The organism is Chitiniphilus shinanonensis DSM 23277 (assembly GCF_000374805.1).
Classification (GTDB): Bacteria; Pseudomonadota; Gammaproteobacteria; order Burkholderiales; family Chitinibacteraceae; genus Chitiniphilus; species Chitiniphilus shinanonensis.
This window is the reverse complement of the sequence record NZ_KB895335.1, coordinates 191,515-216,943: the sequence shown is the minus strand read 5'-3', so window position 1 is coordinate 216,943 and position 25,429 is coordinate 191,515. Positions and strand designations below refer to the sequence as shown.

General features: G+C 69.5%; 23 protein-coding genes, 2 pseudogenes and 1 riboswitch. Of the genes and pseudogenes, 13 read left to right on the top strand and 12 right to left on the bottom strand.

What is annotated here, in order from left to right; genetic code table 11:
• Positions 1 to 81 precede the first annotated feature (81 nt).
• The 4 genes from C556_RS0102980 (at position 82) to C556_RS0102965 (ending at position 4,686) form a co-directional block, all read left to right on the top strand.
• Positions 82 to 1,698 carry an ATP-binding cassette domain-containing protein gene (locus C556_RS0102980; RefSeq protein WP_018746744.1) on the top strand — a complete coding sequence of 539 codons (1,617 nt, stop codon included), beginning with the start codon at positions 82 to 84 and terminating at the stop codon, positions 1,696 to 1,698.
• Between the two features lie 133 nt (positions 1,699 to 1,831).
• A complete protein-coding gene (locus C556_RS0102975; protein WP_018746743.1) occupies positions 1,832 to 2,839 on the top strand; it encodes a C45 family autoproteolytic acyltransferase/hydrolase in 1,008 nt (335 codons plus the stop codon).
• 60 nt (positions 2,840 to 2,899) lie between these two features.
• Complete coding sequence (locus C556_RS0102970; protein ID WP_040430214.1) at positions 2,900 to 3,625, top strand: pseudouridine synthase; 726 nt, start codon at positions 2,900 to 2,902, stop codon at positions 3,623 to 3,625.
• The gene (locus C556_RS0102965; RefSeq protein ID WP_018746741.1) at positions 3,622 to 4,686 is read left to right on the top strand and encodes a hypothetical protein; all 1,065 of its coding nucleotides are present in this window, start codon (positions 3,622 to 3,624) and stop codon (positions 4,684 to 4,686) included. Before C556_RS0102970 ends, C556_RS0102965 begins: the two co-directional genes overlap by 4 nt.
• Before the next feature lie 120 nt (positions 4,687 to 4,806).
• Here C556_RS0102965 and C556_RS19070 read toward each other — a convergent pair.
• The 3 genes and pseudogenes from C556_RS19070 to C556_RS21390 all read right to left on the bottom strand — a co-directional run.
• Positions 4,807 to 5,676, bottom strand: a pseudogene (locus tag C556_RS19070) (Rossmann-like and DUF2520 domain-containing protein); the annotation flags it as partial.
• Positions 5,677 to 5,832: 156 nt separating this feature from the next.
• A complete protein-coding gene (locus C556_RS0102955) occupies positions 5,833 to 7,098 on the bottom strand; it encodes an O-acetylhomoserine aminocarboxypropyltransferase/cysteine synthase family protein (protein ID WP_018746739.1) in 1,266 nt (421 codons plus the stop codon).
• 295 nt (positions 7,099 to 7,393) lie between these two features.
• On the bottom strand, positions 7,394 to 8,530 hold the full coding sequence (locus C556_RS21390) for a GGDEF domain-containing protein (RefSeq protein ID WP_018746738.1): 1,137 nt from the start codon (positions 8,528 to 8,530) through the stop codon (positions 7,394 to 7,396).
• 137 nt (positions 8,531 to 8,667) lie between these two features.
• Here C556_RS21390 and C556_RS0102945 point away from each other — a divergent pair, with 137 nt between their 5' ends.
• Positions 8,668 to 9,609: a carbohydrate kinase family protein gene (locus C556_RS0102945; RefSeq protein WP_018746737.1), complete on the top strand. Its 942-nt coding sequence runs from the start codon at positions 8,668 to 8,670 to the stop codon at positions 9,607 to 9,609.
• A gap of 76 nt (positions 9,610 to 9,685) precedes the next feature.
• Here the strand turns inward: C556_RS0102945 and gnd are convergent, their stop codons facing one another.
• Positions 9,686 to 10,654 carry a phosphogluconate dehydrogenase (NAD(+)-dependent, decarboxylating) gene (gene gnd, locus C556_RS0102940; RefSeq protein ID WP_157235756.1) on the bottom strand — a complete coding sequence of 323 codons (969 nt, stop codon included), beginning with the start codon at positions 10,652 to 10,654 and terminating at the stop codon, positions 9,686 to 9,688.
• A 184-nt stretch (positions 10,655 to 10,838) separates the two neighbouring features.
• Between gnd and ubiU the strand changes: the two genes are divergently transcribed.
• A complete protein-coding gene (gene ubiU, locus C556_RS0102935; protein ID WP_026262756.1) occupies positions 10,839 to 11,855 on the top strand; it encodes a ubiquinone anaerobic biosynthesis protein UbiU in 1,017 nt (338 codons plus the stop codon).
• A 44-nt stretch (positions 11,856 to 11,899) separates the two neighbouring features.
• Here the strand turns inward: ubiU and C556_RS19060 are convergent, their stop codons facing one another.
• Positions 11,900 to 13,066 carry an HD-GYP domain-containing protein gene (locus C556_RS19060; RefSeq protein ID WP_018746734.1) on the bottom strand — a complete coding sequence of 389 codons (1,167 nt, stop codon included), beginning with the start codon at positions 13,064 to 13,066 and terminating at the stop codon, positions 11,900 to 11,902.
• Between the two features lie 182 nt (positions 13,067 to 13,248).
• Between C556_RS19060 and ubiV the strand changes: the two genes are divergently transcribed.
• Both ubiV and ubiT read left to right on the top strand, forming a co-directional pair.
• Entirely contained in the window at positions 13,249 to 14,136 is an 888-nt protein-coding gene (ubiV, locus tag C556_RS0102925; protein ID WP_018746733.1) for a ubiquinone anaerobic biosynthesis protein UbiV, read from the top strand.
• On the top strand, positions 14,133 to 14,564 hold the full coding sequence (gene ubiT / locus C556_RS0102920) for a ubiquinone anaerobic biosynthesis accessory factor UbiT (RefSeq protein ID WP_018746732.1): 432 nt from the start codon (positions 14,133 to 14,135) through the stop codon (positions 14,562 to 14,564). Before ubiV ends, ubiT begins: the two co-directional genes overlap by 4 nt.
• Before the next feature lie 246 nt (positions 14,565 to 14,810).
• Here ubiT and C556_RS0102915 read toward each other — a convergent pair whose 3' ends face one another.
• From C556_RS0102915 to cobT, 5 genes and pseudogenes are all read right to left on the bottom strand, one after another.
• Positions 14,811 to 15,071: a hypothetical protein gene (locus C556_RS0102915; protein WP_018746731.1), complete on the bottom strand. Its 261-nt coding sequence runs from the start codon at positions 15,069 to 15,071 to the stop codon at positions 14,811 to 14,813.
• Between the two features lie 30 nt (positions 15,072 to 15,101).
• Entirely contained in the window at positions 15,102 to 15,560 is a 459-nt protein-coding gene (locus C556_RS24340) for an adenosylcobinamide-GDP ribazoletransferase (RefSeq protein WP_502550511.1), read from the bottom strand.
• A pseudogene (locus C556_RS24335) lies at positions 15,558 to 15,989 on the bottom strand (adenosylcobinamide-GDP ribazoletransferase); the annotation flags it as partial. The pseudogene C556_RS24335 and the gene C556_RS24340, both read right to left, overlap by 3 nt.
• A gap of 49 nt (positions 15,990 to 16,038) precedes the next feature.
• Positions 16,039 to 16,659 carry a histidine phosphatase family protein gene (locus C556_RS21385; protein WP_083930298.1) on the bottom strand — a complete coding sequence of 207 codons (621 nt, stop codon included), beginning with the start codon at positions 16,657 to 16,659 and terminating at the stop codon, positions 16,039 to 16,041.
• Positions 16,656 to 17,717 (bottom strand): nicotinate-nucleotide--dimethylbenzimidazole phosphoribosyltransferase, encoded by a 1,062-nt coding sequence (gene cobT / locus C556_RS0102900; RefSeq protein ID WP_018746728.1) that lies wholly within the window; start codon positions 17,715 to 17,717, stop codon positions 16,656 to 16,658. Before cobT ends, C556_RS21385 begins: the two co-directional genes overlap by 4 nt.
• A gap of 103 nt (positions 17,718 to 17,820) precedes the next feature.
• Positions 17,821 to 18,057: riboswitch (cobalamin riboswitch) on the top strand.
• 144 nt (positions 18,058 to 18,201) lie between these two features.
• Between cobT and C556_RS0102895 the strand changes: the two genes are divergently transcribed.
• Together C556_RS0102895 and cobU are read left to right on the top strand one after the other, a co-directional pair.
• Entirely contained in the window at positions 18,202 to 20,034 is a 1,833-nt protein-coding gene (locus tag C556_RS0102895; RefSeq protein ID WP_018746727.1) for a TonB-dependent receptor domain-containing protein, read from the top strand.
• Between the two features lie 102 nt (positions 20,035 to 20,136).
• Positions 20,137 to 20,688, top strand: coding sequence for a bifunctional adenosylcobinamide kinase/adenosylcobinamide-phosphate guanylyltransferase (gene cobU, locus C556_RS0102890; protein ID WP_018746726.1), 552 nt, complete (start codon positions 20,137 to 20,139; stop codon positions 20,686 to 20,688).
• Here the strand turns inward: cobU and C556_RS19050 are convergent.
• Positions 20,678 to 21,295: a GGDEF domain-containing protein gene (locus tag C556_RS19050; RefSeq protein WP_026262753.1), complete on the bottom strand. Its 618-nt coding sequence runs from the start codon at positions 21,293 to 21,295 to the stop codon at positions 20,678 to 20,680. The two genes, cobU and C556_RS19050, sit on opposite strands and share 11 nt — an antisense overlap.
• A gap of 241 nt (positions 21,296 to 21,536) precedes the next feature.
• Between C556_RS19050 and waaC the strand changes: the two genes are divergently transcribed.
• Together waaC and waaA are read left to right on the top strand one after the other, a co-directional pair.
• Complete coding sequence (gene waaC, locus C556_RS0102880) at positions 21,537 to 22,490, top strand: lipopolysaccharide heptosyltransferase I (protein ID WP_040430212.1); 954 nt, start codon at positions 21,537 to 21,539, stop codon at positions 22,488 to 22,490.
• A complete protein-coding gene (gene waaA, locus C556_RS0102875; protein ID WP_018746724.1) occupies positions 22,487 to 23,752 on the top strand; it encodes a lipid IV(A) 3-deoxy-D-manno-octulosonic acid transferase in 1,266 nt (421 codons plus the stop codon). The genes waaC and waaA overlap by 4 nt, the downstream gene beginning before the upstream one ends.
• A gap of 11 nt (positions 23,753 to 23,763) precedes the next feature.
• Here the strand turns inward: waaA and C556_RS0102870 are convergent, their stop codons facing one another.
• The gene (locus C556_RS0102870) at positions 23,764 to 24,633 is read right to left on the bottom strand and encodes a DMT family transporter (protein WP_018746723.1); all 870 of its coding nucleotides are present in this window, start codon (positions 24,631 to 24,633) and stop codon (positions 23,764 to 23,766) included.
• 214 nt (positions 24,634 to 24,847) lie between these two features.
• Here C556_RS0102870 and C556_RS0102865 point away from each other — a divergent pair, with 214 nt between their 5' ends.
• Positions 24,848 to 25,342, top strand: a complete 495-nt coding sequence (locus tag C556_RS0102865; protein WP_018746722.1) for a YMGG-like glycine zipper-containing protein — start codon at positions 24,848 to 24,850, stop codon at positions 25,340 to 25,342.
• The last annotated feature ends 87 nt before the right edge of the window (positions 25,343 to 25,429 follow it).

Genomic DNA, 25,429 nt, shown 5'->3' with positions numbered 1-25,429 from the left:
GTCCGATGCGCCATTGATGCCGCCGTGGTTTCAGCCCACGGAAACGGTCTTTCCCTTCCGTACACGGTATCGAGGTTGCGCATGACGAATTCCCCCGCATTGACGCTGGATGGCGTCGCCTTCCACCTGCCCGATGGCAGGCCCCTGTTTTCCGATCTCTCCCTGGTGTTCGACGTTGGCCCGAGCGCACTGGTCGGCCGCAACGGCATCGGCAAGAGCGTGCTCGGCCGGATCATGGCGGGCATCCTGTCGCCCAGCCGTGGCGTCGTGCGCGGCGCGGAACGGGTGTTCCATCTGCCGCAGCGGATCGACCTCGCGGCGCGGCCCACCGTTGCCGCGCTGGCCGGCGTGGACGGCGCGCTGGGTGCACTGGCGCGGATCGAGGCCGGCAGTTGCGACGAGGCGGATTTCGCGCTGCTGGCCGACCGCTGGACGCTGCCGCACGATCTGCAACGGTTGCTGGAACGCGCGGGGTTGCCGCGCCTGCGCCCCGATACGCCGAGCGCTCGGCTCAGCGGCGGCGAGGCCATGCGGGTCGCATTGCTGGGCGCATGGTTGTCCGGCGCCGATTTCCTGATCCTGGACGAGCCGACCAATCATCTGGATGCGCGTCACCGCGACGCCCTGCTCGCGCAACTGGACGACTGGTCCGGCGGCCTGCTGGCGATCAGCCACGATCGTGCGCTGCTGCGCCGGATGCGCGTCATCGTCGAACTCGACGAACGCGGCCTGCATCGCTATGGCGGCGATTACGACGTCTATCGCGCGCAGAAGCAGGCCGAGCGCGATGCCGCGCAGGCACAACTGGCGCATGCCCGGACCACGCAACGCCGCGAGCAGGCGGCACTGCGCGAACAGGCGGAGCGTGCGCAGCAGCGCCAGGCGCGCGGCCATCGCGATGCGGCGGACAGCAACCAGGCCAAAATCCTGCTGGGGCGGCAACGGCAACGCGCCGAGCAAACGGGCGGGCGATTGCAGGCCCGGCACGACGAGCGCCACGCGGCGCTGGCCGAAGCCGTCGCCCAGGCGCGGGGGCGGGCCGCCGAGCCGCTGGCGCCGCAACTGGTGCAGCCGGAAGGGGTCGTCCCGCCCGGCAGGCAGGTGCTGACCCTGTCCGGGCTGGTGCTGCCGTTTGTGCCGAATGCGCCGCTGGATTGGTCGCTGCGCGGGCCACGCCGCGTCGCGGTGGTCGGGCCGAACGGCTGCGGCAAATCGACGCTGCTGCGAGTGTTGGCCGGGCAACTGGCGCCCGCCGCGGGGACGGCCGAGGTCGCCGTGCCGGCGCAACTGCTCGACCAGCACACCGATCTGCTCGATCCGGCGCGCGACGCCACGTCGCAACTGCTGGCGCGCGCCCCGGCGCTGGACGAAACCGGCGCCCGCACCCGGCTGGCACTGCTGGGATTGTCCGGCGAGCAGGCGCTGCGCCCGGTGGCGACGCTGAGCGGTGGCGAGCGACTGAAAGCCGCGCTGGCGTGCGCCCTCTACGGCGGCGGCCGCCCCGGCCTGCTGCTGCTCGACGAACCGACCAATCATCTCGACCTGGCCGGGATGCTGGCGGTGGAGCAACTGCTGCGCGACTATCGCGGCGCCTTGCTGGTGGTGTCGCACGACGCGGATTTCCTGGCGGCGCTCGACCTGGATGGCCGGCTCGCCTGGCAGGACGGCGGCTGGCGGTTCCACGAAGCGGTCGGCTGATCGGCGAGGGCAAGCCGTCGTCGTATTGCCGAGCGCGTTCCCGATGGCGCTGAGATGACCGCGTCGCCCAAAAGCGCAAAGCCGGTCAACCGCCGCCTCGTATGCTGGCCTTTTCTTTCACGCCGGAGCCAACATGCCAGACCAGAACCTGCTCGAAGAACGCAACGCCGACTACCGGCATTACCGCATCGCCGGTACGCCTGCCGAATTGGGTGCCGCCATGGCCGCGCAAGCGCCCGCCATTGCCGCTGACGAGGGAGTCGAACGGATGACGGCGGGGCGGCTGCGCCATGCGCGCGATTGCCGGGCGTTGACCGCCGAGATCGCGCCGCGGCTGGTCGAGGAGATCGACGCCTATGCGGATGCGCAGGGGTTACCGCGCGATGCACTGCTCTGGCATTACGGTCTGGGCGTGGAGGGGGCTTGCAGCGCCGTCGTGGTGCGCAGCGCCGACGGGCTGGTGGTCGCGCGCAACTACGATTTCTTCTACTTCGAAAGCCGCCGCCACCTGATCGAAACCGCGCCCGACCAGGGCCTGGCCCACCTGGGCATGCACGAAGGGCTGGCGGCCGGTCGTTTCGATGGACTGAACGCCGCCGGACTGTTCGTCGCGTTCAACGGCGCCGGACCGCATCCCGACCCCGCGCCGGCCGGCATGCCGTTCCAGCTGGTGGTGCGCTGGCTGCTGGAAACCTGCACGAGCGTGGCGCAGGCGCGCGATCTGTTGCTGAGCCTGCCGCTCAAGGAGCCCAAGAGCTACCTGCTGGCGGATGCGCACGACGCCTGCGTGATCGAAGCCACGCCACAGCGGCGGGCGGTGCGGGTTCTGGAGCAATCCGGCATGTTGGCCATGACCAACCACTTTCTCTCACCCGAAATGGCGGCGCTGTGCCCCGAATGGGACAACTCGCTGGCCCGCTACCGCCGGCTGTGCGCCGGCGCGCCGCTCGGCCTGTCGCGCACGGCGACCGTCGAGGGATTGCAGCGGCTGATGGCCGATCACGAGGCCCCGCTGTGCGGCCATGACGACGGGCTGGCCACCTTCTGGAGCGCGGTGGCCGTGCCGGGCAACGGCGAGATCCGCTACAGCCTCGGCGCGCCGTGCCGCAACCCGTTCCAGGTCTTCCACGTCCCGGCCTGATCCGGCCCGTCGGTACATTCCGCATTCATCCCCGGCGCGCGACTTGGTAAAGTCGCGCCCATGAAAAAACTCTCATTGGATCGCATCCTGCAAAGCCAGGGCTTTGGCACCCGCAAGGGGTGCCGTGGGCTGATCGAGGACGGCGACGTCGCGGTGGGCGGCGAAACCGTCACCCGCTGGCAGACCGAATTCGTGCCCGAGGGGCTGGCGTTCACCGTGTTCGACGAGCCGTGGATCTATCGCAAGCAGGTCTACCTGGTGCTGAACAAGCCGCCCAACTACGAATGCAGCCGCAAGCCCAGCCATCATCCGGGCGTGCACACGCTGTTGCCGGAGCAGTTCACCTGGCGTGACGTGCAGCCGGTGGGCCGGCTCGACCATGACACCACCGGGCTGTTGCTGCTGTCGGACGACGGCGATTTCATCCACGCCCAATCGCACCCCAAGCGTCACCAGCCCAAGGTCTACCGCGCCACGCTGGGCCAGCCGGCCGACGACGGGCTGGTACGGCAACTGCTGGACGGTGTGAAGCTGATCGACGAGCCCGCGCCCATCGCCGCGCTGGCCGCCACGCTGATCGATCCGCTCACCATCGAGATCGAACTCGACCAGGGCAAGTATCACCAGGTGAAGCGCATGCTGGCGGCCGCCGGCAACCACTGCGCCGCACTGGCGCGGGTGCGCATCGGCGGGCTGGCGCTGGCCGATCTGGATCTGGCCGAGGGCGAATGGCGTTACCTGGACGCGGCGCAACTGGCGGCACTGAACGCGGACCCCGCACCGTGAAGGCATTGCAGATCCTGGCCGGCCCACAGGCGCTGGCGCAGATTCGCGAACAGAGCATGCAGCCGGGGCAGTTCAGCCACCTGGGCGCGGCGGCCGGGGGCGCCAAGTGGCTGATGCTGGAAGGGCTGGACCGCGTGTTGTTCGGCCGCTGGCTGGCCGATCGCGAGCGGCCGCTGATCGCGGTGGGCGCGTCGATCGGCGCGTGGCGCCTGGCCGCCGGTGCGCAGCGCGATCCGTTGGCGGCGATCGAACGTTTCCGCCGGGCCTACGTGGACGAACAGCGCTACCAGCGCGACGACGGCATGCCGGAGATCACCCGCGAGGCGCGGCGCATCCTGGATGCGCTGCTGGGCGAACACGGCGCGGCCGACATCGTCGCCCACCCCTGGCTGCAACTGAACGTGATCGCCGCGCGCGGCGTGGCCGGCATCGACGGCAGCGGCGGTGTCGGCGAAAAGCTGGCGCTGGCGCGGGCGGTGTTTGCCAATGCCGCCGGGCGCCGCCGCCTGGGGCGGCACCTGACGCGCACCGTGCTGCATACCGGCGACGCGCCGGTGCGCCTGCTCGACGATGGCCTGGGCGCGCACGCGGTGCCGCTGACCGTCGAGCGCGTGGCGCCGACGTTGATGGCCACCGCGGCGATTCCCGGCGTGATCGCCGGCGTGGCCGGGCTGCCGGGCGCGCCGGCCGGCTATCACCTGGACGGCGGGCTGATCGACTACCACATGGATCTGCCGCTGGCCCAGCCGGAAGGGCTGATGCTGCTGCCGCACTTCGTGCCGACGGTGACGCCGGGCTGGCTCGACAAATTCCTGCCATGGCGCCGCCCGCAGCATCTGGCACGCACGGTGGTGCTGGCGCCGACGGCCGAACTGGTCGCCAGCCTGCCGGCAAAGCGCATTCCCGACCGCAAGGATTTCCTGCGTTACGCCGGCCGCGACGCCGAACGCATCGCGCACTGGCACGCCGCCATCGAAGCCAGCCGCCGCATGGGCGACGAATTCGCCGAACTGGCGGACAGCGGCCGGCTGGGCGAGGCTGCTAGGCCGCTGGGGGGCTGAATGTCCAAATCTTGAAACACAGAGGCACAGAGAACACAGAGGTTCACAGAGAATACCAAGGGCAAACTCAAGCCTTGGGTGTTCTCACTGAGCCTCTGTGTTCTTCGTGTTCTCTGTGGTTCAAGGTTTGGGGTCTGTCTTTAGCAACCCAGCCAGCGCTTCCCGTTGGTCGGCGGGCAGCGCTGCCAGCGGCAGGGTGGCGAGACCGAGGGTACGGTAGGCGGCTTCGAGCAGCGGGTCGTCGATCGCCGCGAGGTGTCGCGCCACGGTCTGCGCGTCGCCCCGGGCGATGGGGCCGGTCAGCGCGGCGGCCGGGCCGAGCGCCAGTACGTTGTCCAGCGTCTGGCGCATCAGCGGGCCGAGCACGGCGCTCGCCGCGTCGGTGTCCAGCCCGGCCTGGGCGGCGAGCTGCTGTGCCAGGGCGGCCAGCGTGACCAGGTAGTTCGATGCCACCACCGTTGCCGCGTGATACGCCGCCTTGCCGCCCGGCGCCAGGCGGAACGGCTGCCCGCCCAGCGCCTGCGCCAGTGCTTCCAGTCGTGGCAGCGCGGTGGCGGCGCCTTCCAGCGCGCAGGCCGTGCCGGGCAACGCCGCCAGCGCCCGTTGCGGGTCGGCGAAGCTCAGCGCGGGGTGCAGGCTGCCGCAAACCGCGCCACGATCCGCCAGGGGCGCGAGTACGGCAGCGTCCAGCGCGCCGCTGGCGTGGAACACCAGATCGTCGCCGCGGAGCCCGGCAACTTGCGCCAGTGCCGCCGCCACCTGGGCGATGGCGCCGTCCGGCGTGGCGATCAGCCACAGCTCGGCGGCGGGCAGGTCGTTCAAGGTGGTGGTGGGTTGGCCGGCGCCGATGAATGCCACCGCCGCGCGCGCATGCGCGGCGTCGCGGCACAGCACCGCGCCGATTTCGCAATGCCCCGCGTCGCGCCAGGCACGCGCCAGGGTCCGGCCAAGGCGACCGGCGCCGATCAGGTTGAGTCGCATGGGGGAAGGGTAAAGCGGGGAAGAGGGAAGGGGAACAACCGGGAAGAGAGAAGGGGGAAGAGGGAAGGGTGAACGGCAAAGCCCACGCGCGAAGGGGTTTGGCCCTTGACCTTACCCTTCTCCCTTCCCTCTTCCCCCTTCCCGGCCTGATCCGGCGAAGCGGGATCAGGCGAGCGCCTGTTCCAGGTCGGCCAGGATGTCGTCGATGTGCTCGATGCCGATCGACAACCGCACCATGTCCTCGCTGACGCCGGCCTTCTTCAGTTCCTCCGGCGACAACTGGCGGTGGGTGGTGCTGGCGGGGTGGCAGGCCAGGCTCTTGGCGTCGCCGATGTTCACCAGGCGGGTGACCAGTTGCAGCTTGTCCTGGAAGCGCGCGCCGGCTTCGCGGCCGCCCTTGACGCCGAAGGTGAGCAGGCCGGACGCCTTGCCGCCGAAGTATTTGTCCACCAGCGGGCGCGATTCGTGGTCGGGCAGGCCGGCGTAGTTCACCCACGCCACGTTGGGATGGCCTTGCAGGAACTGCGCCACCTTCAGCGCGTTCTCCACGTGGCGCTCCATGCGCAGCGCCAGCGTCTCCAGCCCTTGCAGGATCAGGAACGAATTGAACGGGCTGATCGCGGCGCCCATGTTGCGCAGCGGCACCACGCGGGCGCGGGCGATGAAGGCGGCGGCGCCCAGCGCCTCGGTGTAGACCACGCCGTGGTAGCTGACGTCCGGCTCGTTCAGGCGGCGGAAGCGCGCCTTGTGCTCGGCCCAGGGGAACTTGCCGGAATCGACGATGATGCCGCCGATGCTGGTGCCGTGGCCGCCCATGTACTTGGTCAGCGAATGCACCACGATGTCGGCGCCGTGCTCGAACGGGCGGGTCAGGTACGGCGACGGCACGGTGTTGTCGACGATCAGCGGAATGCCGCCGGCGTGCGCCACGTCGGCGAAGGCGGCGAAGTCCACCACGTTGCCCAGCGGATTGCCGATCGATTCGCAGTAGATGGCCTTGGTGCGGTCGTCGATCAGCGCGGCGGCCGATTGCGGGTCGCGGTGGTCGACGAAGCGCACCTCGATGCCGTATTGCGGCAGGGTGTGGGCGAACAGGTTGTAGGTGCCGCCGTAGAGGGTGCTGGTGGCGATGATGTTGTCGCCGGCTTCGGCGATGGTGAGGATGGCGTAGGTGATCGCCGCCTGGCCCGAGGCCAGCGCCAGCCCGCCGATGCCGCCTTCCAGCGCCGCCACGCGCTGCTCCAGCACCGCGGTGGTCGGGTTCATGATGCGGGTGTAGATGTTGCCCTGCACCTTCAGGTCGAACAGGTCGGCACCGTGCTGGGTGTCGTCGAAGGCGTAGCTGGTGGTCTGGTAGATCGGCACCGCCACGGCCTTGGTGGTGGGATCGGGGCCGTACCCGGCGTGGATCGCGAGCGTATCGAACTTCATCTACATCCTCCTCTTGGGCTGCGGGAATCGTGCGGGGCAATCTAACATCGCACAATATGCCGTACAAGAAGGATTGAATCGGCCTTTTAGATTGTTTTGTTATGAATCAAGCAGCTCAGGGCGAACCGACCTTCAAACGTGGGATGCGTTGGTCCGTGGGCCATATGGCTGCGCGAAGCGCGGCGCAGCAGATAGCCTTCCTATCTGCAAGCCGTGCGACAAAGCAGACACCGGCCCACGGACCAATCCGCAGGGAAGGACTTTCTTCGTACCCGCGTTTGAAGGTCGATTTGCCCTAGGCCGCGGCGGCCTGCGGCGCGGTGTCGGCGAAGGCGATCGGGCCTTTCTTTTCCTGCGAGATGCGCTTCATCGCCACCCGGTACAGCGTGTCGAAATCGCTGCCGTCCACACCGTAGCCGGCCATGCTGGCGCTGGCGGAGAAGCGGATCAGCAGTTCCTCGTGCTCCACCTCCAGCTCGCGCACCGCCTGCCGTACCTTGGTCAGCAACTGTTCCAGCGCCTCGCCGGCCAGCCCCGGCGCGAGGATGCAGAATTCCTCGCCGCCCACCCGGCCGAAGTATTCGCCGCGTCCCATCTGCTCGCGGATCGCGTCGGCGCAGGTGCGCAGCGCCACGTCGCCGGCCCCGTGACCGTAGCGCGCGTTCAAGGTGCGGAAGCGATCCAGGTCGACCAGCACCAGGCCCAGTTGTCCTTGATGCCTGCGCACGCGGTGCAGCTCGCGCAGGGCGATCTCTTCCACCCCGCGCCGGTTCAGCGCGCCGGTCAGCGCGTCGAAGCGCGCCAGCCGCGAAATGCGCGAGCGCAGGCGCTGTCCCACCAGTTGCGGCCAGGCCAGGCCGGCGATCAGCACCATCAGGCCCAGCGGCAGGTAGGCCACCGGCAGGCGCGCCCAGGCGCCGGGAGCGCCGGTCAGCCACGCCAGCGCCACCGCCAGCCAGTACGCGGCGTGCAGGATATGCGCCACCGCGAACAGCTGGCGCGGTGCGGCCCAGCGTTCCTCGACCACGTTGGGGATCAGCGAACCGACGTGCATCGGCGCCAGTGGCAGGATCGCCAGCGCCAGGGCGAGGATGTGCAGGGCCGAGCCCGGTGCCGCGTCGCTGTAAAGAAAGATGGCGAAGGCCAGCGTCGGCCAGGGCAGGGTTGTCAGGTAACGGGGCGCCTGGCCCAGGTAATGGCGGCCGCCGATCAGCAGCAGCGTGTCGGCGCCCAGCCACAGCGCCAGGGCCAGCCGTTCCATGTCCAGGGCCAGCGCGCAGCAGGCACCCAGCGCGCTGAGCGCGCCGGCGGCCAGCATGTGCTGCCCCCGTTCGCGATGGCCCAGCGCCAGCAGGGTCAGACTGATGACAGACAACAGCGTGGGGATGCCCAGGACCAGTGCGACGGAAAGAAGCGGCGAGGAAGGCCACATGGTCGTATTTTTGTAAGCTTATAGACAACAAAGAGCTTAACATGGGCGTAAAAGCCGCCGCCGCAGGGAAGGGTTGTGCGGTCGCCGGCTCTGACGAGTGGCATAATCGCCCATCCCGAAAAACGAAGGACGCTGGCATGAGCACGCTGATCTGCGGATCGATGGCCTACGACACCATCATGGTGTTCCCGGACCGTTTCAAGCACCACATCCTGCCGGAGCAGATCCACATGCTGTCGATCTCGTTCCTGGTGCCCGAGATGCGGCGCGAATTCGGCGGCTGCGCCGGCAATATCGCCTACACGCTCAAGGCTTTGGGCGACGATCCGCTGATCCTGGCCACCGTCGGCAGCGACTTCGGCCCCTACGCGGCGCGGCTGGACCGGCTGGGCATTTCCCGCGACGGCTTGCGCGAGCTGCCGGAACACTTCACCGGGCAATGCTTCATCACCACCGACCTGGACGACAACCAGATCAACGCCTTCCACCCCGGCGCGATGAACTTCGCCCATTTCGCGCGCGTGGCCGAGTTGCAGGCCAAGCCGCAGCTGGCGATCGTCGCACCCGACGGTAAGCAGGGCATGCAGGAGCACTGCGCCGAGCTGAAAGCCGCGGGCATTCCTTTCGTCTTCGATCCGGGCCAGGGCCTGCCGATGTTCAGCGGCGACGAGCTGCTGCCGATGATCGACGCGGCGGACTACCTCGCCTGCAACGACTACGAAGCGCAGATGCTGATCCAGAAGACCGGCCTGTCGCTGGAAGGGCTGGCGTCGCGCGTGCGCGCGCTGATCGTGACCCTGGGCGGGGAGGGCTCGCACATCTACGCCGACGGCGTACGCCACGACATCCCGGTGGTGCCGGCCGCCACCCTGGCCGACCCCACCGGCTGCGGGGACGCCTTCCGCGCCGGCCTGCTCTACGGCATCCGCCGCGGCTGGGATTGGCCGACCACCGGGCGGCTGGCGTCGCTGCTGGGCTCGATCAAGATCGCCGAGCGCGGGCCGCAGAACCACCAGGCCGACCTGGCGACGGTGGCCGCGCGCTTCGAGCAGGCGTTCGGCTACGCGCTGCCGGCCTGATCCGGGTGGAGCGGACAGCAAAAAGGCCACGCATCGCGTGGCCTTTTTGTCGGGCGGCGTGGCCGCCGGATGACGTTTACTGCTTGGCGACCGCGTGGCCGCCGAAGGCGTTGCGCATCATCGACAGCAGCTTCATCGCGAAATCGTCGTTGCCGCGGCTGGAGAAGCGCGAGAACAGCGCCTGGGTGATGACCGGCGCGGGGACGCCCAGCTCGATCGATTCCAGCACCGTCCAGCGGCCTTCGCCCGAATCGGGCACGTAGGCGGCGAGGCCGGCCAGGTCGGTGTCCTCGGCCAGGGTGCCGGCGATCAGGTCCAGCAGCCAGGAACGGATCACCGAGCCGTGGCGCCACACTTCGCTGATCTCGCCGAGGTCGAGGTTGAAGTCTTCCTTGGCCTTGAGCAGGGCGAAGCCTTCGGCGAACGCCTGCATCATCCCGTACTCGATGCCGTTGTGGACCATCTTGGTGTAGTGGCCCGAGCCGGCGGGGCCGCAGTGGATCCAGCCGCGATCCGGCGCCGGGGCCAGCAGTTTGACGAAGGGTTCCACCTGGGCCACGGCCTCTTTCTCGCCGCCGAGCATGATGGTGTAGCCGTTGGCCAGGCCCCACACACCGCCGGACACGCCGGCATCGACGAAGCGGAAGCCGCCTTCGGCCAGCTCGGCCGCGTGGCGCTGGCTGTCCTTGTACATGGCGTTGGCGCCGTCCACCACCAGGTCGCCCGGCGCCAGCAGCGTCTTCAGCTCGGCGAAGGTGTTCTCGCTGATCTCGCCGGCCGGCAGCATCAGCCACACCACGCGCGGCTTGGGCAGCGAGGCCACCAGCTTGGCCACCGAATCAAAGCCCTGGAAGTTGGGTTCCTCGGCGGCGAGCTTGCTGCGCGTTTCGGCGCTCAGGTCGAAGCCGTACACCTTGGCGCCACCGCGGGCGAGACGCCGCGCCATGTTGCCACCCATCTTGCCCAGGCCAATGATTGCGATATTCATGCTGGTTTCCTTGTGATCGTGTTGGTTGGCGGAAGCACGCGCTCGGCCCGCCAGCATTTGATAGTCGGCAAGCTTGTCTCAGGCAACGCTTGTCAGCCAATAAGGGATTATGGCATCGCAAACGCCACGTAGTGGAAAACGCGTGCCTACGGCGATGTTGCGCCATTGCGCCTTGATCCGCCGCAAAGTTCATCCTTCGGCATCCTCCTAAGCTCCGGCGATACTTTCCGGGGAGCATGTCGTGCCCGTTCCGCCCAAGCTTGTTTGCCCCGCCGGCAGCCTGCCCGCGTTGAAGTCCGCCGTCGATCACGGGGCGGATGCCGTCTATATCGGATTCCGCAATGCCACCAACGCCCGCAATTTCGCCGGGCTCAATTTCAGCGATGCGCAGATCGAGGAAGGCCGCGCCTACACCCGCCAGCGTGGCCGCGAACTGCTGGTGGCGATCAATACCTACGCGCGGGCCGGCGAAACGGCGCTGTGGCGGCGCGCCGTCGACCGCGCGGCCGAGCTGGGCGCCGATGCGGTGATCCTGGCCGATCTGGGGCTGATGGATTACGCGCACCGCACCCATCCCCAGCTGCGGCTGCATCTGTCGGTGCAGGGCTCCGCCACCAATGCCGCGGCGATCACCATGGCGCACGAATGCTTCGGCGTGCGCCGCGCGGTGCTGCCGCGCGTGCTGACGCTGCCGCAGGTGGCGCACGTGATCAAGGTGCTGGCCCAGGACAACGTGCCGGTGGAGATCGAGGTGTTCGGCTTCGGCAGCCTGTGCGTGATGGCCGAGGGCCGCTGCCTGCTGTCCAGCTACGCCACCGGCGAGGCGCCCAACCTGCACGGCGTGTGCTCGCCCGCGTCGTTCGTGCGCTGGGAGAACCAGGACGGCACCACCCGCGCGCGGCTCAACGGCATCCTGATCGACAGCTTCGCCCCGGACGAACCGGCCGGTTATCCCACGCTGTGCAAGGGGCGTTTCGTAGTCGACGGCGCCACCTATTACGCGCTGGAGGAGCCCACCAGCCTGAACACGCTGGCGATCCTGCCGGAACTGATGAAGGTGGGCGTAGCGGCGATCAAGGTGGAAGGCCGCCAGCGCAGCCCCGCCTACGTCAGCGCGGTCACCGGCACGCTGCGCGCCGCGCTCGACGCCGTCGCCAAGCCCGGTTATTCGGTGAAATCGGCGTGGACCCACGCGCTGGAGCGCGTCTCCGAGGGGCATCAGCAGACGCTGGGCGCCTACAGCAGGCCCTGGCGATGAGGCAGCCGCGTGGTGACGTGCCCACGGCGGCGCGCCGTGGCGTGTCAAGCCTCCACGGCGCGGGCGCTGTCGCCCCAGATCGATTCCATGCGCACGTAGGCGGAGAACTCGTTGGGGTCCACCGTCTCGCGGATGGTGTAGAGATCGACGGCGGTATCGCGGCGCAGCACCAGCGACAGCGGCGCGCCGCGCGGCCCGATCACGCTGGCCACCACCGGACAGTTGGCCTTGCTGCCCTGCTTGACCACGATACCGATCTCACCGTTGGCCAGCCGCACCATCAGGCCCGGCGGATACACGCCCAGGGTCTTGATGAAGTGGCCGGCCACCACCGGATCGATGCCCTTGCCGCGTTCCAGCAGGATGCCCCGCAGCGCCACGTTGGACGCCACCGCCGGGCGGTAGGCGCGCGACGTCACCCGGGCGCAGAACAGGTCGGCCAGCGCCAGCAGTTGCGCGCCGAGCACGATGGCGCCGTCGACCAGATGCGCCGGATAGCCGCTGCCGTCGATGTGCTCGTGATGTTGCAGCACCGCGTCCAGCCATGTCGGATCGTTGATGCCGGCGCGCAGCAGCAGATCGCGCGCTTCGCGCGGATGGCGTTCCATCTCCTCGCGTTGCTGCGGCGTGAGCGGTTCGGCCTGCTGCTGCAATGCCTCTTGCAACGGCACCTTGGTCAGGTTCATGGTCAGCGCGGCGCAGACCACCGCGCGCACCTCGTCGGGCGGCAGGTTCATCGACACCGCCACCAGCCGTGCCACCACGGCCACGTTCACCATCTGCCGCGTGGCGTAGCGCCCTTCCTGGCGCAGCATCACCATCGCCAGCGCCACGTTGGGCTCGGTGCGGCTGGCGTTCTCCACCATGCCCGCCAGGTTCCTGATCTCGTCGCCCAGCGTCTGCTCGGCCACCAGCGTGGGCAGGTGGGCGACCACCTGGTCCAGCCGCTTGCGCGCCTGCTCCAGCCCGGCCACCACCGACGGCGGGCGGCCGGCGCCGACCGTGGTCCGCGGGCGCGGCGCCTCGTTGCGGGTGCGTTGCAGCGACATGCTTTCCGCGAACACGCCGATTTCCAACAGGCGTTCCAGCTGCGCGTCGGTGCTGACCGTCTGCCCGCGCGACAGCAGCAGCGTGCCCTTGCCGTCGAAGACGTCCCAGGGCAGGGCCTGGCCGACCTGAACATCCGTCGGCCGGATTCTCAAGTACGACATCGCACTCTCCGTGGTAAGCGTGACCTTGTTTAATTTTTCCTTTGTTCAGGTTTTTGGTCCGTTTTCTTACATGATATGACGGACTGCTACGAAAAGAACATCACCCGATAGAAATTGGTGATGTCCCGTGCAAAAAGGCCGACACCCGGTGGTGTTTTCGTGCCGGAAATCAGGAGTGAATCGTGAAGCTGACCCTCGGTCCCATGCTCTACTACTGGCCCCGTTCGCAGTTGCTGGCGTTCTACGAAGCCGCCCTGGAATGGCCTGTCGACATCGTCTACCTGGGCGAGACGGTGTGTGCCCGACGCCACGAACTGCGCACCGCCGACTGGCTGGCGCTGGCCGAGCGCTTCCGCGACGCGGGCAAGACGCCCGTGCTGTCGAGCCAGGCGCTGCTTGAATCCGCCAGCGACAGCAACCTGCTGGGCAGGCTGGCGGCGTCGGGGTATCTGGTGGAGGCCAACGACCTGGGCGCGGTCAAGGTGGCGCGCGATGCCGGGGTGGGGTTCGTCGCCGGTCCGCACCTCAACATCTACAACGGGCCGATGCTCGACTGGATGGCCGCCGCGGGGGCGGTCTGCTGGTTGCCGCCGCTGGAACTGGGCCACGACGCCATCGCCGCCGTGCTCGCCGAAAAGACCTGCCGCATCCAGACCGAAGTGTTCGCACACGGGCGTCTGCCGCTGGCCTTCTCGGCGCGCTGCTTCACCGCGCGACATTACGGCCTGAATAAGGATGAATGCGAGTTCAAATGCATGGAGCATCCCGACGGCCTGCTGATGGAAACGCAGGAGGGCAAGCCGTTCCTGCGCCTGAACGGCATCCAGACCCAGTCGGCCGCCTGCCATACGCTGTGGCACCACCTGGACGAGGTGCGCGAGTTGGGCGTGGATTCGTTGCGCATCAGCCCGCAGTCGCAATACACCCCGGAGATCGTCGCCGCCTTCGCCGCCCGCCTGGCCGGCAACGAGGCGCAGGCCGACTGGGCGACGTGGAACCGCGAAGGGCTGGTGGACGGCTACTGGCGCGGCACGGCCGGCATCGCCGATCCGCAAGGAGCGGAAGCATGATCCCGCCGCGCGCCGTGCTGGCATTGCTGGAGCAACTGCCCGAAGCGCCACCGGCCCAGGTCACCGCCACCGCGCTCAACCTGGTGCGCCCGCTACTGTGGCCGGAAGAACCGTTCGACTGGCTGACCGGCCGCAAGCTGCGGCTGGACATCCTCAAGCTGAACGTGGGGGTGACGCTGACGCACAACGGCGACCGCTTCGTGCCGTCCAGCGGCGCCGGCGACGTGCGCTTCGCCGCCACGGTGGCGGACTACTGGGTGATGGCGCGCCGCATGGAAGACCCCGACACCCTGTTCTTCCAGCGCCGCCTGCTGATCGAGGGCGACACCGAGCTGGGCCTGCGGCTGAAGAACCTGCTGGACGCCACCGACTGGGACCTGCTGCTCAACCGCCTGCCGCCACCGGTGGCGAGTCATTTCCGGCAGTAGCGCTGGGAAACCCTGAATTCCACATCTTGAAACACAGAGGGCACAGAGGACACGGAGTTACACAGAGAAAGACTTGGGCGGGAAGGCTGTCTTGTTCAGATAAAGCCGCCAGCCAGGAAAAGAGAGTTTTCCATGAGCCGCCCTGCTTCACCTCGGTTTTCTTTGTGAATCTCCGTGTTCTCCGTGCCCTCTGTGTTTCAAGATTTGGGGTTTGGTGTGAGCTTTTTGCTGGGTTGGACCCACCGCCTACTCCGCCACCCCGAAGGCGGTGAGGATGTAGTCGTAGCGGTCCGGTTCCATTTGTTCGGCCACGTAGGGCTGCAATTGCGCGATCCGGGCCGCGTCCAGCATGTACGACAGCTTCATGTCCGGGTCGGGCTTGTCCTGTTCGTGCTGGAACAGCTGATAGAGGAACACCGTCGAGATGGTGTCGGCCACCGGCAGGTGCCCGACGAAGGCGCCGCCCAGGTCCTTTTCCCAGACTTCGATGGCGCGGACGATCTTCATGGTGGCTCCTGGCTGGGTGATGTCCGGCGATTATATCGCCGCCAGCACCACCGCCCCGAGCAGGCACAGCGTTTCGGTCAGCTCGATGCCCGCGCCCAGGCAATCGCCCGACACCCCGCCCAGCCGCCGCGCCAGCCAGACGCGGTACAGCCAGACCGCCAGCGGCGCCAGCAGCAGCGCGGGTGCCAGCCACCACGACAGCGCGGCCAGTGCCGCCGCCCAGCCCCACGGCGCCAGCGGCGGGCGGCGCCAGCCGAAGCGCTCGGCCATGCCGGGGGTTTGGGCGAATCGACCTTCAAACGTGGGTGCGAAGGCAGTCCTTCCCTGCGGGTTGGTCCGTGGGCCGGCGTCTGCTTTGTCGCAAGGCTTGCAGATAGGAAGGCTATCTGCCGCGCCGTGCTCCGCGCAGCCATCCGGCCCACGGACCAACGCATCCCGCGTTTGAAGGTCGATTCGCCCTAACGGCGGCAGGGTCTGCCATGCGAACACGCCCCAGCGCGCCCAGGCCGGCGCCAGCAGCAACGCCGCCCACGCCGCCTCGCGCGCCAGCAGCATCGCCAGTACCAGCTTGGCGGCGAACTGGCCCAGCAGCGCCAGCACGCCGAAGCTGCCCAGGTGCGGGTCCTTCATCACCGCCAGCAGGCGTTCCGGGTCGCGGTGCGAGGCGCCGAGCGCGTCGGCCAGATCGGCTAGGCCGTCCAGGTGCAACCCGCCGGTCAGCCAGGCCCAGCCCAGCGTCGCCGCCAGGGCCGCCAGCCACGGATCGATCCGCGAGCCGCCCCAGGCGGCGGCGGTGAGCAGCGCGCCCAGCAGCAGCCCCACCGCCGGGAACCAGCGCGCGGCGCCGGCCAGCAGCGCCGGCTGGAAGTCGGGCACTTGCGGCGTGGGCAGGCGAGTGAGGAATTGGATCGCCAGCACCGGCTCGCGCCAGTCCGGCCAGGAAATGCGGTTCAAGAGTGTTCCGGCGTCATTGCAGCGCGCTGTTGACCGCGGTGTTGTCGATGCCGAGCAGGATCGGCGGGTAGCTGTCGTCCCACCACAGGCTGACGCAGGCGGCGTAGTTCAGCCAGAACTGCGCGTGGCGCGTCACCGGCAGATCCAGCCAGTGGGTGAGCAGTGTGCGGATCACCCCGCCGTGGGTGATCAGCACCCGGTGGCCGCCTTCGCTGGTGCCCAGCCATTGCTCGGTGGCGTCCACCACGCGCAGGCGGAACGCCTGCCAGGATTCGCCGCCCGGCAGCGGGTGATAGAGCGGGTCGCGTTGCCACGCCTGGATCGCCGAGGCTTCCTCCAGGCTGTAGCTCTCGTGCAGGCGGCCGTCCAGCTCCCCGAAGAAGCATTCGCGCCAGCGGTCGTCCAGTTGCAGCGGCAGTTCCAGCATCTGCGCGCGCTCCCGGGCGAAGGCGGCGCAGCGCGCCAGGTCGGAGCTGCCGATGGCGGTGATGCGATGGCGCTCGATCTGACGCCAGCGTCCGCGCATCTGGTGCCAGCCTTCGGCGGTGAGCGCGGGGTCGGTGTGGCCCAGCAGGCGCTCGGCGCTGCCCTCGGCTTCGCCATGGCGCATCAAGGTCAATCGAAATGCCGTCATCGTGCGTCCTTGTCCGCGACGCCCGCCTCGGCGAACGTCGCCATCCCCCGGTGCAATGCCAGCGCCGCCTGCAACAGCGGCAGCGCGGTGGCCGCGCCGCTGGCTTCGCCCAGGCGCATTCCCAGATCCAGCAGTGGCGCCAGTTCCATGGCCGCCAGCGCGTGGCGGTGGCCGGATTCGGCCGAGACGTGCGAGGCCAGCAGCCAGTGGGCGGTGTCCGGGTGGTGGTGCACCGCCGCCAGCGCGGCCACGGTGCTGATGAAGCCGTCCAGCAGCACCGGCACCCGGCATTGCGCCGCAGTTTCATAAAAGCCCGCCAGCGCGGCGATTTCCAGCCCGCCGACCTCGGCCAGCCAGTCGCACGATACGGCGGCACCGGCGGCGCGCGCTCGGGCCAGCGCCTGGCGAACCACCTCGGTCTTGTGGGCGTGACGAGTGTCGTCGATGCCGGTGCCGCGCCCGACCGCCTGCTCGGGCGGCAGCCCGGTCAGCGCGCACAGCAACGCGGCGGCGGGGGTGGTGTTGCCGATGCCCATCTCGCCGCCGATCAGCAGGGTGTGGCCGGATTCGACCAGCTGCCGCGCCACGTCGGCGCCGGCCTGCCACGCGGCGCGGCATTCTTCGGCGCTCATCGCGGCTTCGCGCAGCAGGTTGCGGCTGCCGGCGCGCACCGGGCGCACGGTGAGGTCGGCGCCGTGTCCCGGCGGCACCGGCACCGGATAGGCGACGCCGACGTCGATCACCCGCAGGCTGGCGCCGTGTTCCGCCGCCAGCACGCTGATCGCGGCACCGCCGGCGACGAAGTTGGCCACCATCTGCCCGGTGACCGCCATCGGGTAGGCCGATACGCCCTCCAGCGCCACGCCGTGGTCGGCGGCGAACACGGCGATAGCCGGCTTGAGCCGCGGCGGCGTGGCGCGGCCCAGGCGGTCGGCCAGCCACATCGCCAGGTCCTCCAGCCGTCCCAGGCTGCCGGGCGGCTTGGTCAGTTGCTGCTGGCGCCGTTGCGCGGCCTGGCCGGCGGAAGTATGGGGAACGAAGGCGGATCGGGTGGTCATGGCAAAGCGGAAGCGGGTGTTGCAAGGCTGCCTACTGTATTACGAAACCATCGCCACCGCTCGTCGGCGGAACGCGTTGTAAGCAAAGCACGGCACGGTGCTACAATCGCGCGCTTCGCGCAGGTGCCCGTCGTCCCCAGCAGGGTCGGACGGGTGAAACAGGGAACCAGGTACACGGCGTCACGCCGTTCATTCCTGGGCTGCCCCCGCAACGGTAGGTCGCATCGAAGGCATCCATGACGCCGCTTCAACGGCGTCGGCCACGCTTCCGGCAACACGGAAGGGGAAGGCGGGTGCTGGAGCGGCAAGCCCGGAGACCGGCCTCGCGAATCCGAACCGCCGCACCGGCATCGCGCCCGGCTGCCGGCGGCTCCATTGCGGAAAGCCCCGGGGTGAGCGGCTTGCCGGATCGGCTTCGCGCCATCGGGGTTTTCGCGTCCATTGCACAGTCGCGTTCGCGTGGGGTGAACGCGTGGAGAACCCGATGATCCCGTTCCCGTCGCGGCGCCTGCCGCTGTTCCTGGCCGCACTGGCCGCCACCGCCGTCCAGGCCGCCCCGGGCGTGCCCGACACCACGCTCGACCCCGTCGTCGTCACCGCCACCCGCACCGCCGAGGCGCGCTCCTCGTTGTCGAGCGACGTCTCGGTCATCGAGGGCGACACGCTGCGCGCCAGCGGCGCCCAGACCGTGGGCGAAGCGCTGGGCCGCCTGCCCGGCGTGCAGTTCAACCGCCCCGGCGGCCCCGGCCAGCCGGCCTCGCTCTACCTGCGCGGCGCCAACGGCAACCACACCCTGGTGCTGATCGACGGCCAGCGCCTGTCGCCGGGCGCCGACGGCAGCGCATCGTTCGACACCATTCCGCTGGCGGCCATCGAGCGCATCGAGATCGTGCGCGGCTCCGCATCCGGGCTCTACGGCGCCGACGCGGTGGGCGGCGTGGTGCAGATCTTCACCAGGGCCGGCGCCGGCAAGCCGGCCGGTACCGCCAGCATCGACTACGGCAGCCATCGCACCGTCGGCGCCAGCGCCGGCTATGGCGGTGCGGTGGGCGATACCCGGTTCTCGGTCACGGTCGACGCGCGCAACAGCGACGGCTACGACATCACCCGCCCCGAAAGCCCTTACGCCGAGGACGACGACGACGCCTGGCGCCAGCGCAGCGCCACGCTCAGCCTGTCGCAGCGGCTGGACGAACGCCACGAGCTGGGCGTGCGCGGCTTCTACGTCGAAACCGACGCCGACTACGACGGCGGCGCCTACGACCCCGACCCGCACAGCCGACGCAAGCAGAGCAGCGTGTCCGCCTACAGCAACAACCGCTTCGGCGACGCCTGGCAGAGCGACCTGCTGATCGGCCAGGGGCGCAACCGCTACGAAACCGACGGCGCCTATCCCAGCCGCAGCCTGATCGTCCAGGACGAGGCGCAATGGACCAACACGCTGGAAAGCAGTACCGGCCAATGGCTGCTGGGCCTGGAATACCTGCGAGAGCGCCTGGAAAGCGACACCGACTACGATCGCACCCGCCGCAACAACCGCGCCGCGCTGGCCGGCTGGCAACGCGACTTCGGCGCGCATCACCTCCAGGCCAACCTGCGCTACGACGACAACAGCCAGTTCGGCGGCGCCACCACCGGCGGCCTCGGCTACGCCTGGTTCTTCGCCCAGGGCTGGCAACTGTTCGCCAACGGCGGCACCAGCTTCCATGCGCCGTCGTTCGTCGATCTGTACTTCCCGTCTTGGCCCGGTTATCCGCCGGCCGCCAACCCCGACCTGGTACCCGAGAAGGGCCGCTCGTTCGATGGCGGCCTGCGCTGGCAGGGCGGCGCCTCGATGGTCGATGCCACGCTGTTCTACAACCGCATCCGCAACCTGATCGTGCTGGACCAGAACTACACGCCGCAGAACCTGAACGAAGCGCGCATCCGCGGCCTGACCCTGAACGGCAGCACCCGCCTGGGCAGCCTGGAACTGAACGCCAACGCCACCTGGCAGGATCCGCAGGACCAGGAGACCGGCAAGCCGCTGCCGCGCCGCGCGCGCGTCTACGGCGCCGCCGGCGTGGCGCAGACGCTGGGCGACTGGCGCTGGCAGGCCAACCTGGGCGCCGCCGGTCAGCGCTACGACAAGCGCGACGGCATCGATCCCATGGGTGGCTACGCCGTGGTCGACCTGGGCCTGGACTACCGCATCGCCCGCGACTGGCAGGCGCAACTGCGGGTGAACAACGCCTTCGACCGCGACTACCAGCAGGGCCTGGGCTATGCCAGCGACGGCCGTACCGCTTTTATCAAGCTGGTGTACGACGGTCGCTGAGCGTGAATTGAAGCCGCACGGCGCCGCTCGCCCGTCGGTACACTGAAGCACCGTTCGCCCCTGGCGTTGCCAGGGGCGTTTTCCATTCAATGAGGCCCGACCATGCTTCACCTGATCACCGGCGGTGCGCGTTCCGGCAAGAGCGCGCAGGCCGAAGCGCTGGCCCTGGCCCATCCGGGGCCGGTGGTCTATCTGGCGACCGCCGCGCTGGCGGCGGGCGACGATGAGTTCGCCGCGCGCATCGCGCACCACCGGGCACGGCGGCCGGCGCATTGGCGCGTGGTCGAGACGGATGAGGATCTGGCCGGTGCGCTGGCGGCGCATGCCGCGCCCGATACCTTGTTGCTGGTCGATTGCCTGACGCTGTGGCTGGCGCGCTTCGGCGATGGCGCCACCGCGCGGGAGGCCGCGTTCGCCGACGCCCGCGCCGCGTTGCTCGCCACACTGCCGCGCCTGCCCGGCACCACCTTGCTGGTGACCAATGAGATCGGTTGGGGCGTGGTGCCGTTGGGGGCGGGGGTGCGCTGGTTCGTCGACGAGCTGGGGCGGCTGAACCAGGCGGTGGCGGCGTGCAGCGCTCGGGTGACGCTGGTGGCGTGCGGGCTGCCGCTGGCGTTGAAGGGCGGGGCGCCCGACGGTCCGCTCAGCCGGTAGCCTGTTCCTTGCGCCGTTCGATGGCGCGGCGCAGCGAACCGTCGGCGGCCAGCAGCAGGTCTTCGGCGTCCTCCACCTCGCTGGCCAGTTCGGCCATGCCCGTCGTGACCCGCACCGTGAAGCTGCGGCCGTCCTCCAGCGCCACCGGCCTGGCGGCGACCGCGACGGCGATGCGCTCGGCCACGGCGCGCGCGCCTTCCAGCCGCGTGTCGGGCAAAAGGATGGCCACCTCTTCGCTGGAGAAACGACCGAGCACATCGAAGTCGCGCACCACGCCCTGGCACGCCGCCGCCACATGGCGCAACGCCAGATCGCCGCCGTGATGCCCGTAATGCGCATTGACCGCGCGCATGTCGTCGATATCCACCAGCAGCGCCGACAGCGCATGCCCGGCGCGCTGGCTGCGGTTGACCTCGTGCTCGGCGTGGGAAAGGAACGCCGTGCGGTGCGGCAGCCCGGTCAGCAGGTCCACGCCCAGGCGCTGTTCGGCCAGCTGGCGCAACTGGATGCGCGCCAGCCGCTCGCGACGCCAGCCGACGATGGCCAGCACGGTCATCAGCCAGCCGAGCAGGGCGATCCAGATGGCGAGGGGCAGCGGGTGGGACATGGCATGGCTCGTAGGACCAATTGCTTGATTTATAACGTCTGGCGGCCGGGTTTGCTGGAAGGTGACGCCACTTTGCTGTCGTGGTGCTTTCCCCTGAATAAACGTTCGTTTCATCTTGCGGGATCGATGCGGCCAAGGCTGTGAGGATGGCCGAAGCTGCGGCTAGAATGCCGGCCATGATTCCCGCCCGCACCGTGGCACGGCGCGTCGTCTTCGCGTGCCGCCCGCTTCATCGCCAGCCATGAGCCTACGCATCCTGATCGTTCGCCTGTCCTCGATGGGCGACGTGATCCACGCCATGCCCGCCGTGACGGACATGGCGCGCGCCGTGCCCGGCGCACGCATCGACTGGGTGGTCGAGGAAGGCTTCGCCGAATTGCCGGCGCTGCATCCCGCGGTGCACCGGGTGGTGCCGTTCGCCCTGCGCCGCTGGCGGCGCGAGGGCGGCGCGTTGCGCGAATTCGCCGCCTTCCGCCGCGCGCTGCGCGAGGAACGCTACGACGTGGTGCTCGACGTGCAGGGCCTGCTCAAGAGCGCGCTGGTGGCGCGGCTGGCGCGCGGCCCGGTGGTCGGCTACGACTCGGCCAGCGCGCGCGAAGGGCTGGCGGCGCTGTTCTACGGCACCCACTACGCCGTGCCGCGCCAGCGCCACGCCATCCTGCGGGTGCGCGAACTGGCCGGCGCCGCGCTGGGCTACCCGCCGCCCGCCACCCTCGACTACGGCCTGCCGCGCCCGGACGTCGCCTTGCCCTGGCTGCCCGGCGACGGCTACGCCGTGCTGCTTACCGCCACCAGCCGCGCCGACAAGGAATGGCCCGAGCGCGACTGGCTGGAGCTGGGTGAGCGCCTGGCCGCGCAAGGGCTGGCCTGCGTGCTGCCGTGGGGCAGCCCCGCCGAGCAGATCCGCGCCCAACGGCTGGCCAATGGCATCCGCAATGCCGTGGTCACACCCCGCATGACGCTGACCGAAGCCGCCGCGCTGCTGGCCGGCGCGCGCGTCACCATCGGCGTCGATACCGGGCTGGTGCACCTGGCGGCGGCGATGGCGGTGCCCACCGTGGCGATCTTCTGCGCATCCGATCCCGACCGCACCGGCGTATTGGCCTCCAGCTACGCCGTCAACCTCGGCACCCGTGGCGCCGCACCCGATGTCGACACCGTCTGGCGCACCGTGGCGGCGGGCATGCGCCGATGATCGCGCGTTGGCTCTACTCGCTGGTGCTGGCGCTGCTGACGCCGCTGGCCATGCTCTACCTGCTCAAGCGCGCCCGACGCCAGCCCGAATACCGGCAGCACTGGGACGAGCGCTGGGCGCGTTACCGCACCCCCGCGCCGGGCGGCGAGGCGCCGATCTGGCTGCATGCCGCGTCGGTGGGCGAAACCCGCGCCGCGCTGCCGCTGTTGCAGGCGTTGCGCGCGCGTTATCCCGGCCGGCGCTTCCTGGTCAGCTGCATCACCCCCACCGGGCGCGCCACCGCGCGCGAACTGCTGGGCGACGGTGTCGAGATCGTCTACCTGCCCTACGACTATCCCGGCGCCATGAAGCGCTTTCTCCAGCGCTACCGCCCGGCGCTGGGGCTGGTGCTGGAAACCGAGGTCTGGCCCAACCTGATCGCCGCCTGCCGCCAGGGCGTGCCCCTGTACCTGGTGAACGCGCGCCTGTCCGACAAATCGTTCCGCGGCTACGCGCGGTTGCGGCCGCTGATGGCGCCGGCGTTCGCTGGCTTCACCGGCATCCTGGCACAGCACGAGGAGGACGCCGCCCGGCTGGCGCGCCTGGGCGCGCGCAACGTGCAGGTCACCGGCAATCTCAAGTTCGACAACGTACCGCCGGCCGAGGTGGTGCAGCGCGGTTACGACTGGCGACGCGTGCTCGGCGAGCGGCCGGTGCTGCTATTGGCCTCCAGCCGCGACGGCGAGGAAGCGCTATGGCTGGACGCGCTGGCCAAGCTCGACCTGCCGGCCGGACTGTTGCTGGTGATCGTGCCGCGCCATCCGCAGCGCTTCGACGAAGTGGCCGCCCTGCTGGCCGAGCGCGGCCTGCCCACGGTGCGGCGCAGCGCCTGGAACGGCAGCGCCCTCGACCCCGACACCAGGGTATTGCTGGGCGACAGCATGGGCGAGATGCCCGCGTGGTACGCGCTGGCCGACGTGGCGGTGATGGGCGGCTCGCTGCTGGATTTCGGCTGCCAGAACCTGATCGAAGCCTGCGCCGTCGGCACCCCGGTGCTGGTCGGCCCCTCCACCTTCAACTTCGCCGAAGTGGTCCGCGCCGCGCAGACCGCCGGCGCCGCCTGGCAAGGCCAGGACGCCAACGCCGTCGCCGCCCGCGCGCTGCGCCTGCTGCGCGACGCCACCCGCCGCGGCCGCATGCGCGCCGCCGGATTGTCGTTCGCCGGTATCCACCGCGGCGCGACGGAGCGGGTGCTGGCGGTGCTGGAAAGTCGGTTGGGCTAGGTCGATTCGCCCTAGCCCCGCCAATGCCTCAGCGCATGCCGCTGATGCAGCACCAGTCCCGCCAGGATCAGCGCGGTGCCGGCCATCATCCGGGTGCTCACCGTTTCGTCGTTCAGCACATGGCCCAGCCACAGCGCGGCGGCTGGCGAGAGGAGCGACAGCACCGCCACCTGCCCGGGCCGGCATTCGCGGATCAGCCAGTAGTACAGGCTGAACGCCAGCACCGATCCCACCAGGGCCAGGTAGAGCACCGCGCCCACGGTGCGGGGCGGTGCCTGCCACAGCGCGGGTGCGCCGTGGGCCAGCCACAGCGCGCCGGTCAGCACGGCGCATACCAGCAGAGCGCCCGCGTTGACCGCCAGCGCCGGCAGGCCCTGGCCGTAGGGCTTGAGCCGTACCGCGGCGCCCGACTGCAACGCCACCGCCAGCAGCACCACCAGCAAGGCCGGCAGGCCGTCCGGTGCCAGCGACAGCCGCTCCCAGAAGATGGCGACCAGTCCGCCCAGGCCGAGCATGATGCCGGCCAGCTCGTGCCGCGCCAACCGTTCGCCCAGCCACAGCCGGGCGAACAGCGCGGTGGAGAGGGGGATCAGCCCGAACAGGACCGCCACCATCCCGGACGAGACATGGCGCGACGCCCAATAGGTGCACAGCATCGACAACGAGGTGCCCAGGCCGGCGGTGAGGTAGGCGCGCCACGCCCGGCCACCGGGCAACGCGCGCCGGTACAGCGCCAGCATCAGCAGCAGCGCCACCATAGCGGCCAGCGAAAAGCGACCGAACAGCGCCGCCGGATAGGCCAGCCCCTGCACGCTCCAGTTGATGGCGAGCGCGGTGGTGGACCAGACGACGATCAGGATCAGGGCAGCCAGCAGTTGCATTCGGCAGGGGACGGCGCCGCGAAGGCGCAGGTCGGACGGGCGCACAGCATACCCCGAGGCGGCCGACCGGCCCACCTTCGCGGGAACGGGCGCCGAGGCCGCATGCAAACCAAAAGTTGGCACTCGGCGGGTGTTTTTACGTCCGGTAATAACAGATCGCGATAGCCCGGCTATGGTGGAAATCTTCCGTTTTTCCTCCGATGGACACACTCCGATGAAGACACGGCATGGATGGTTGGGCGCGCTGGCGGTGGTCGGCACGCTGGTTTCGACGGCCGCGCTGGCGGCGCAGCCGGTGGTATACCCCGCCAAGGGGCAGAGCGCGTCGCAGCAGTCCAAGGACGACGGTGAGTGCTACGCCTGGGCCAAGCAGAACACGGGCGTCGATCCGGCGCATCCGCCACAGGTGGTCACCCAGCCACCCGCGCCGGTGCATCACGGCCAGCGCATCCGCGGCGCGGCCCGCGGCGCCGCGGCCGGAGCGGTGATCGGTGAAGTGGCGAACGACGACGCTGGCCATGGCGCGGCAGTGGGCGCCGCGGCCGGGGTGGTGGCCGGCGGCGTGGCCACCCGCCAGCAGCGCCGCGCCAACGCCGCGAACCAGCAGGCCCAGGCGCAGCAGCAGGCACAGGTCAGCGCGGAGTCATTGGCGACGTATGAGCGGGCTTATGGGGCTTGTATGGAGGGGAGGGGGTATACGGTGAAGTAAGGTGGGCTGTTGTGGTTGCGACTGCGACTGCAACTGCAACTGCAACTGCAACTGCAACTGCAACTGCAACTGCAACTGCAACTGCAA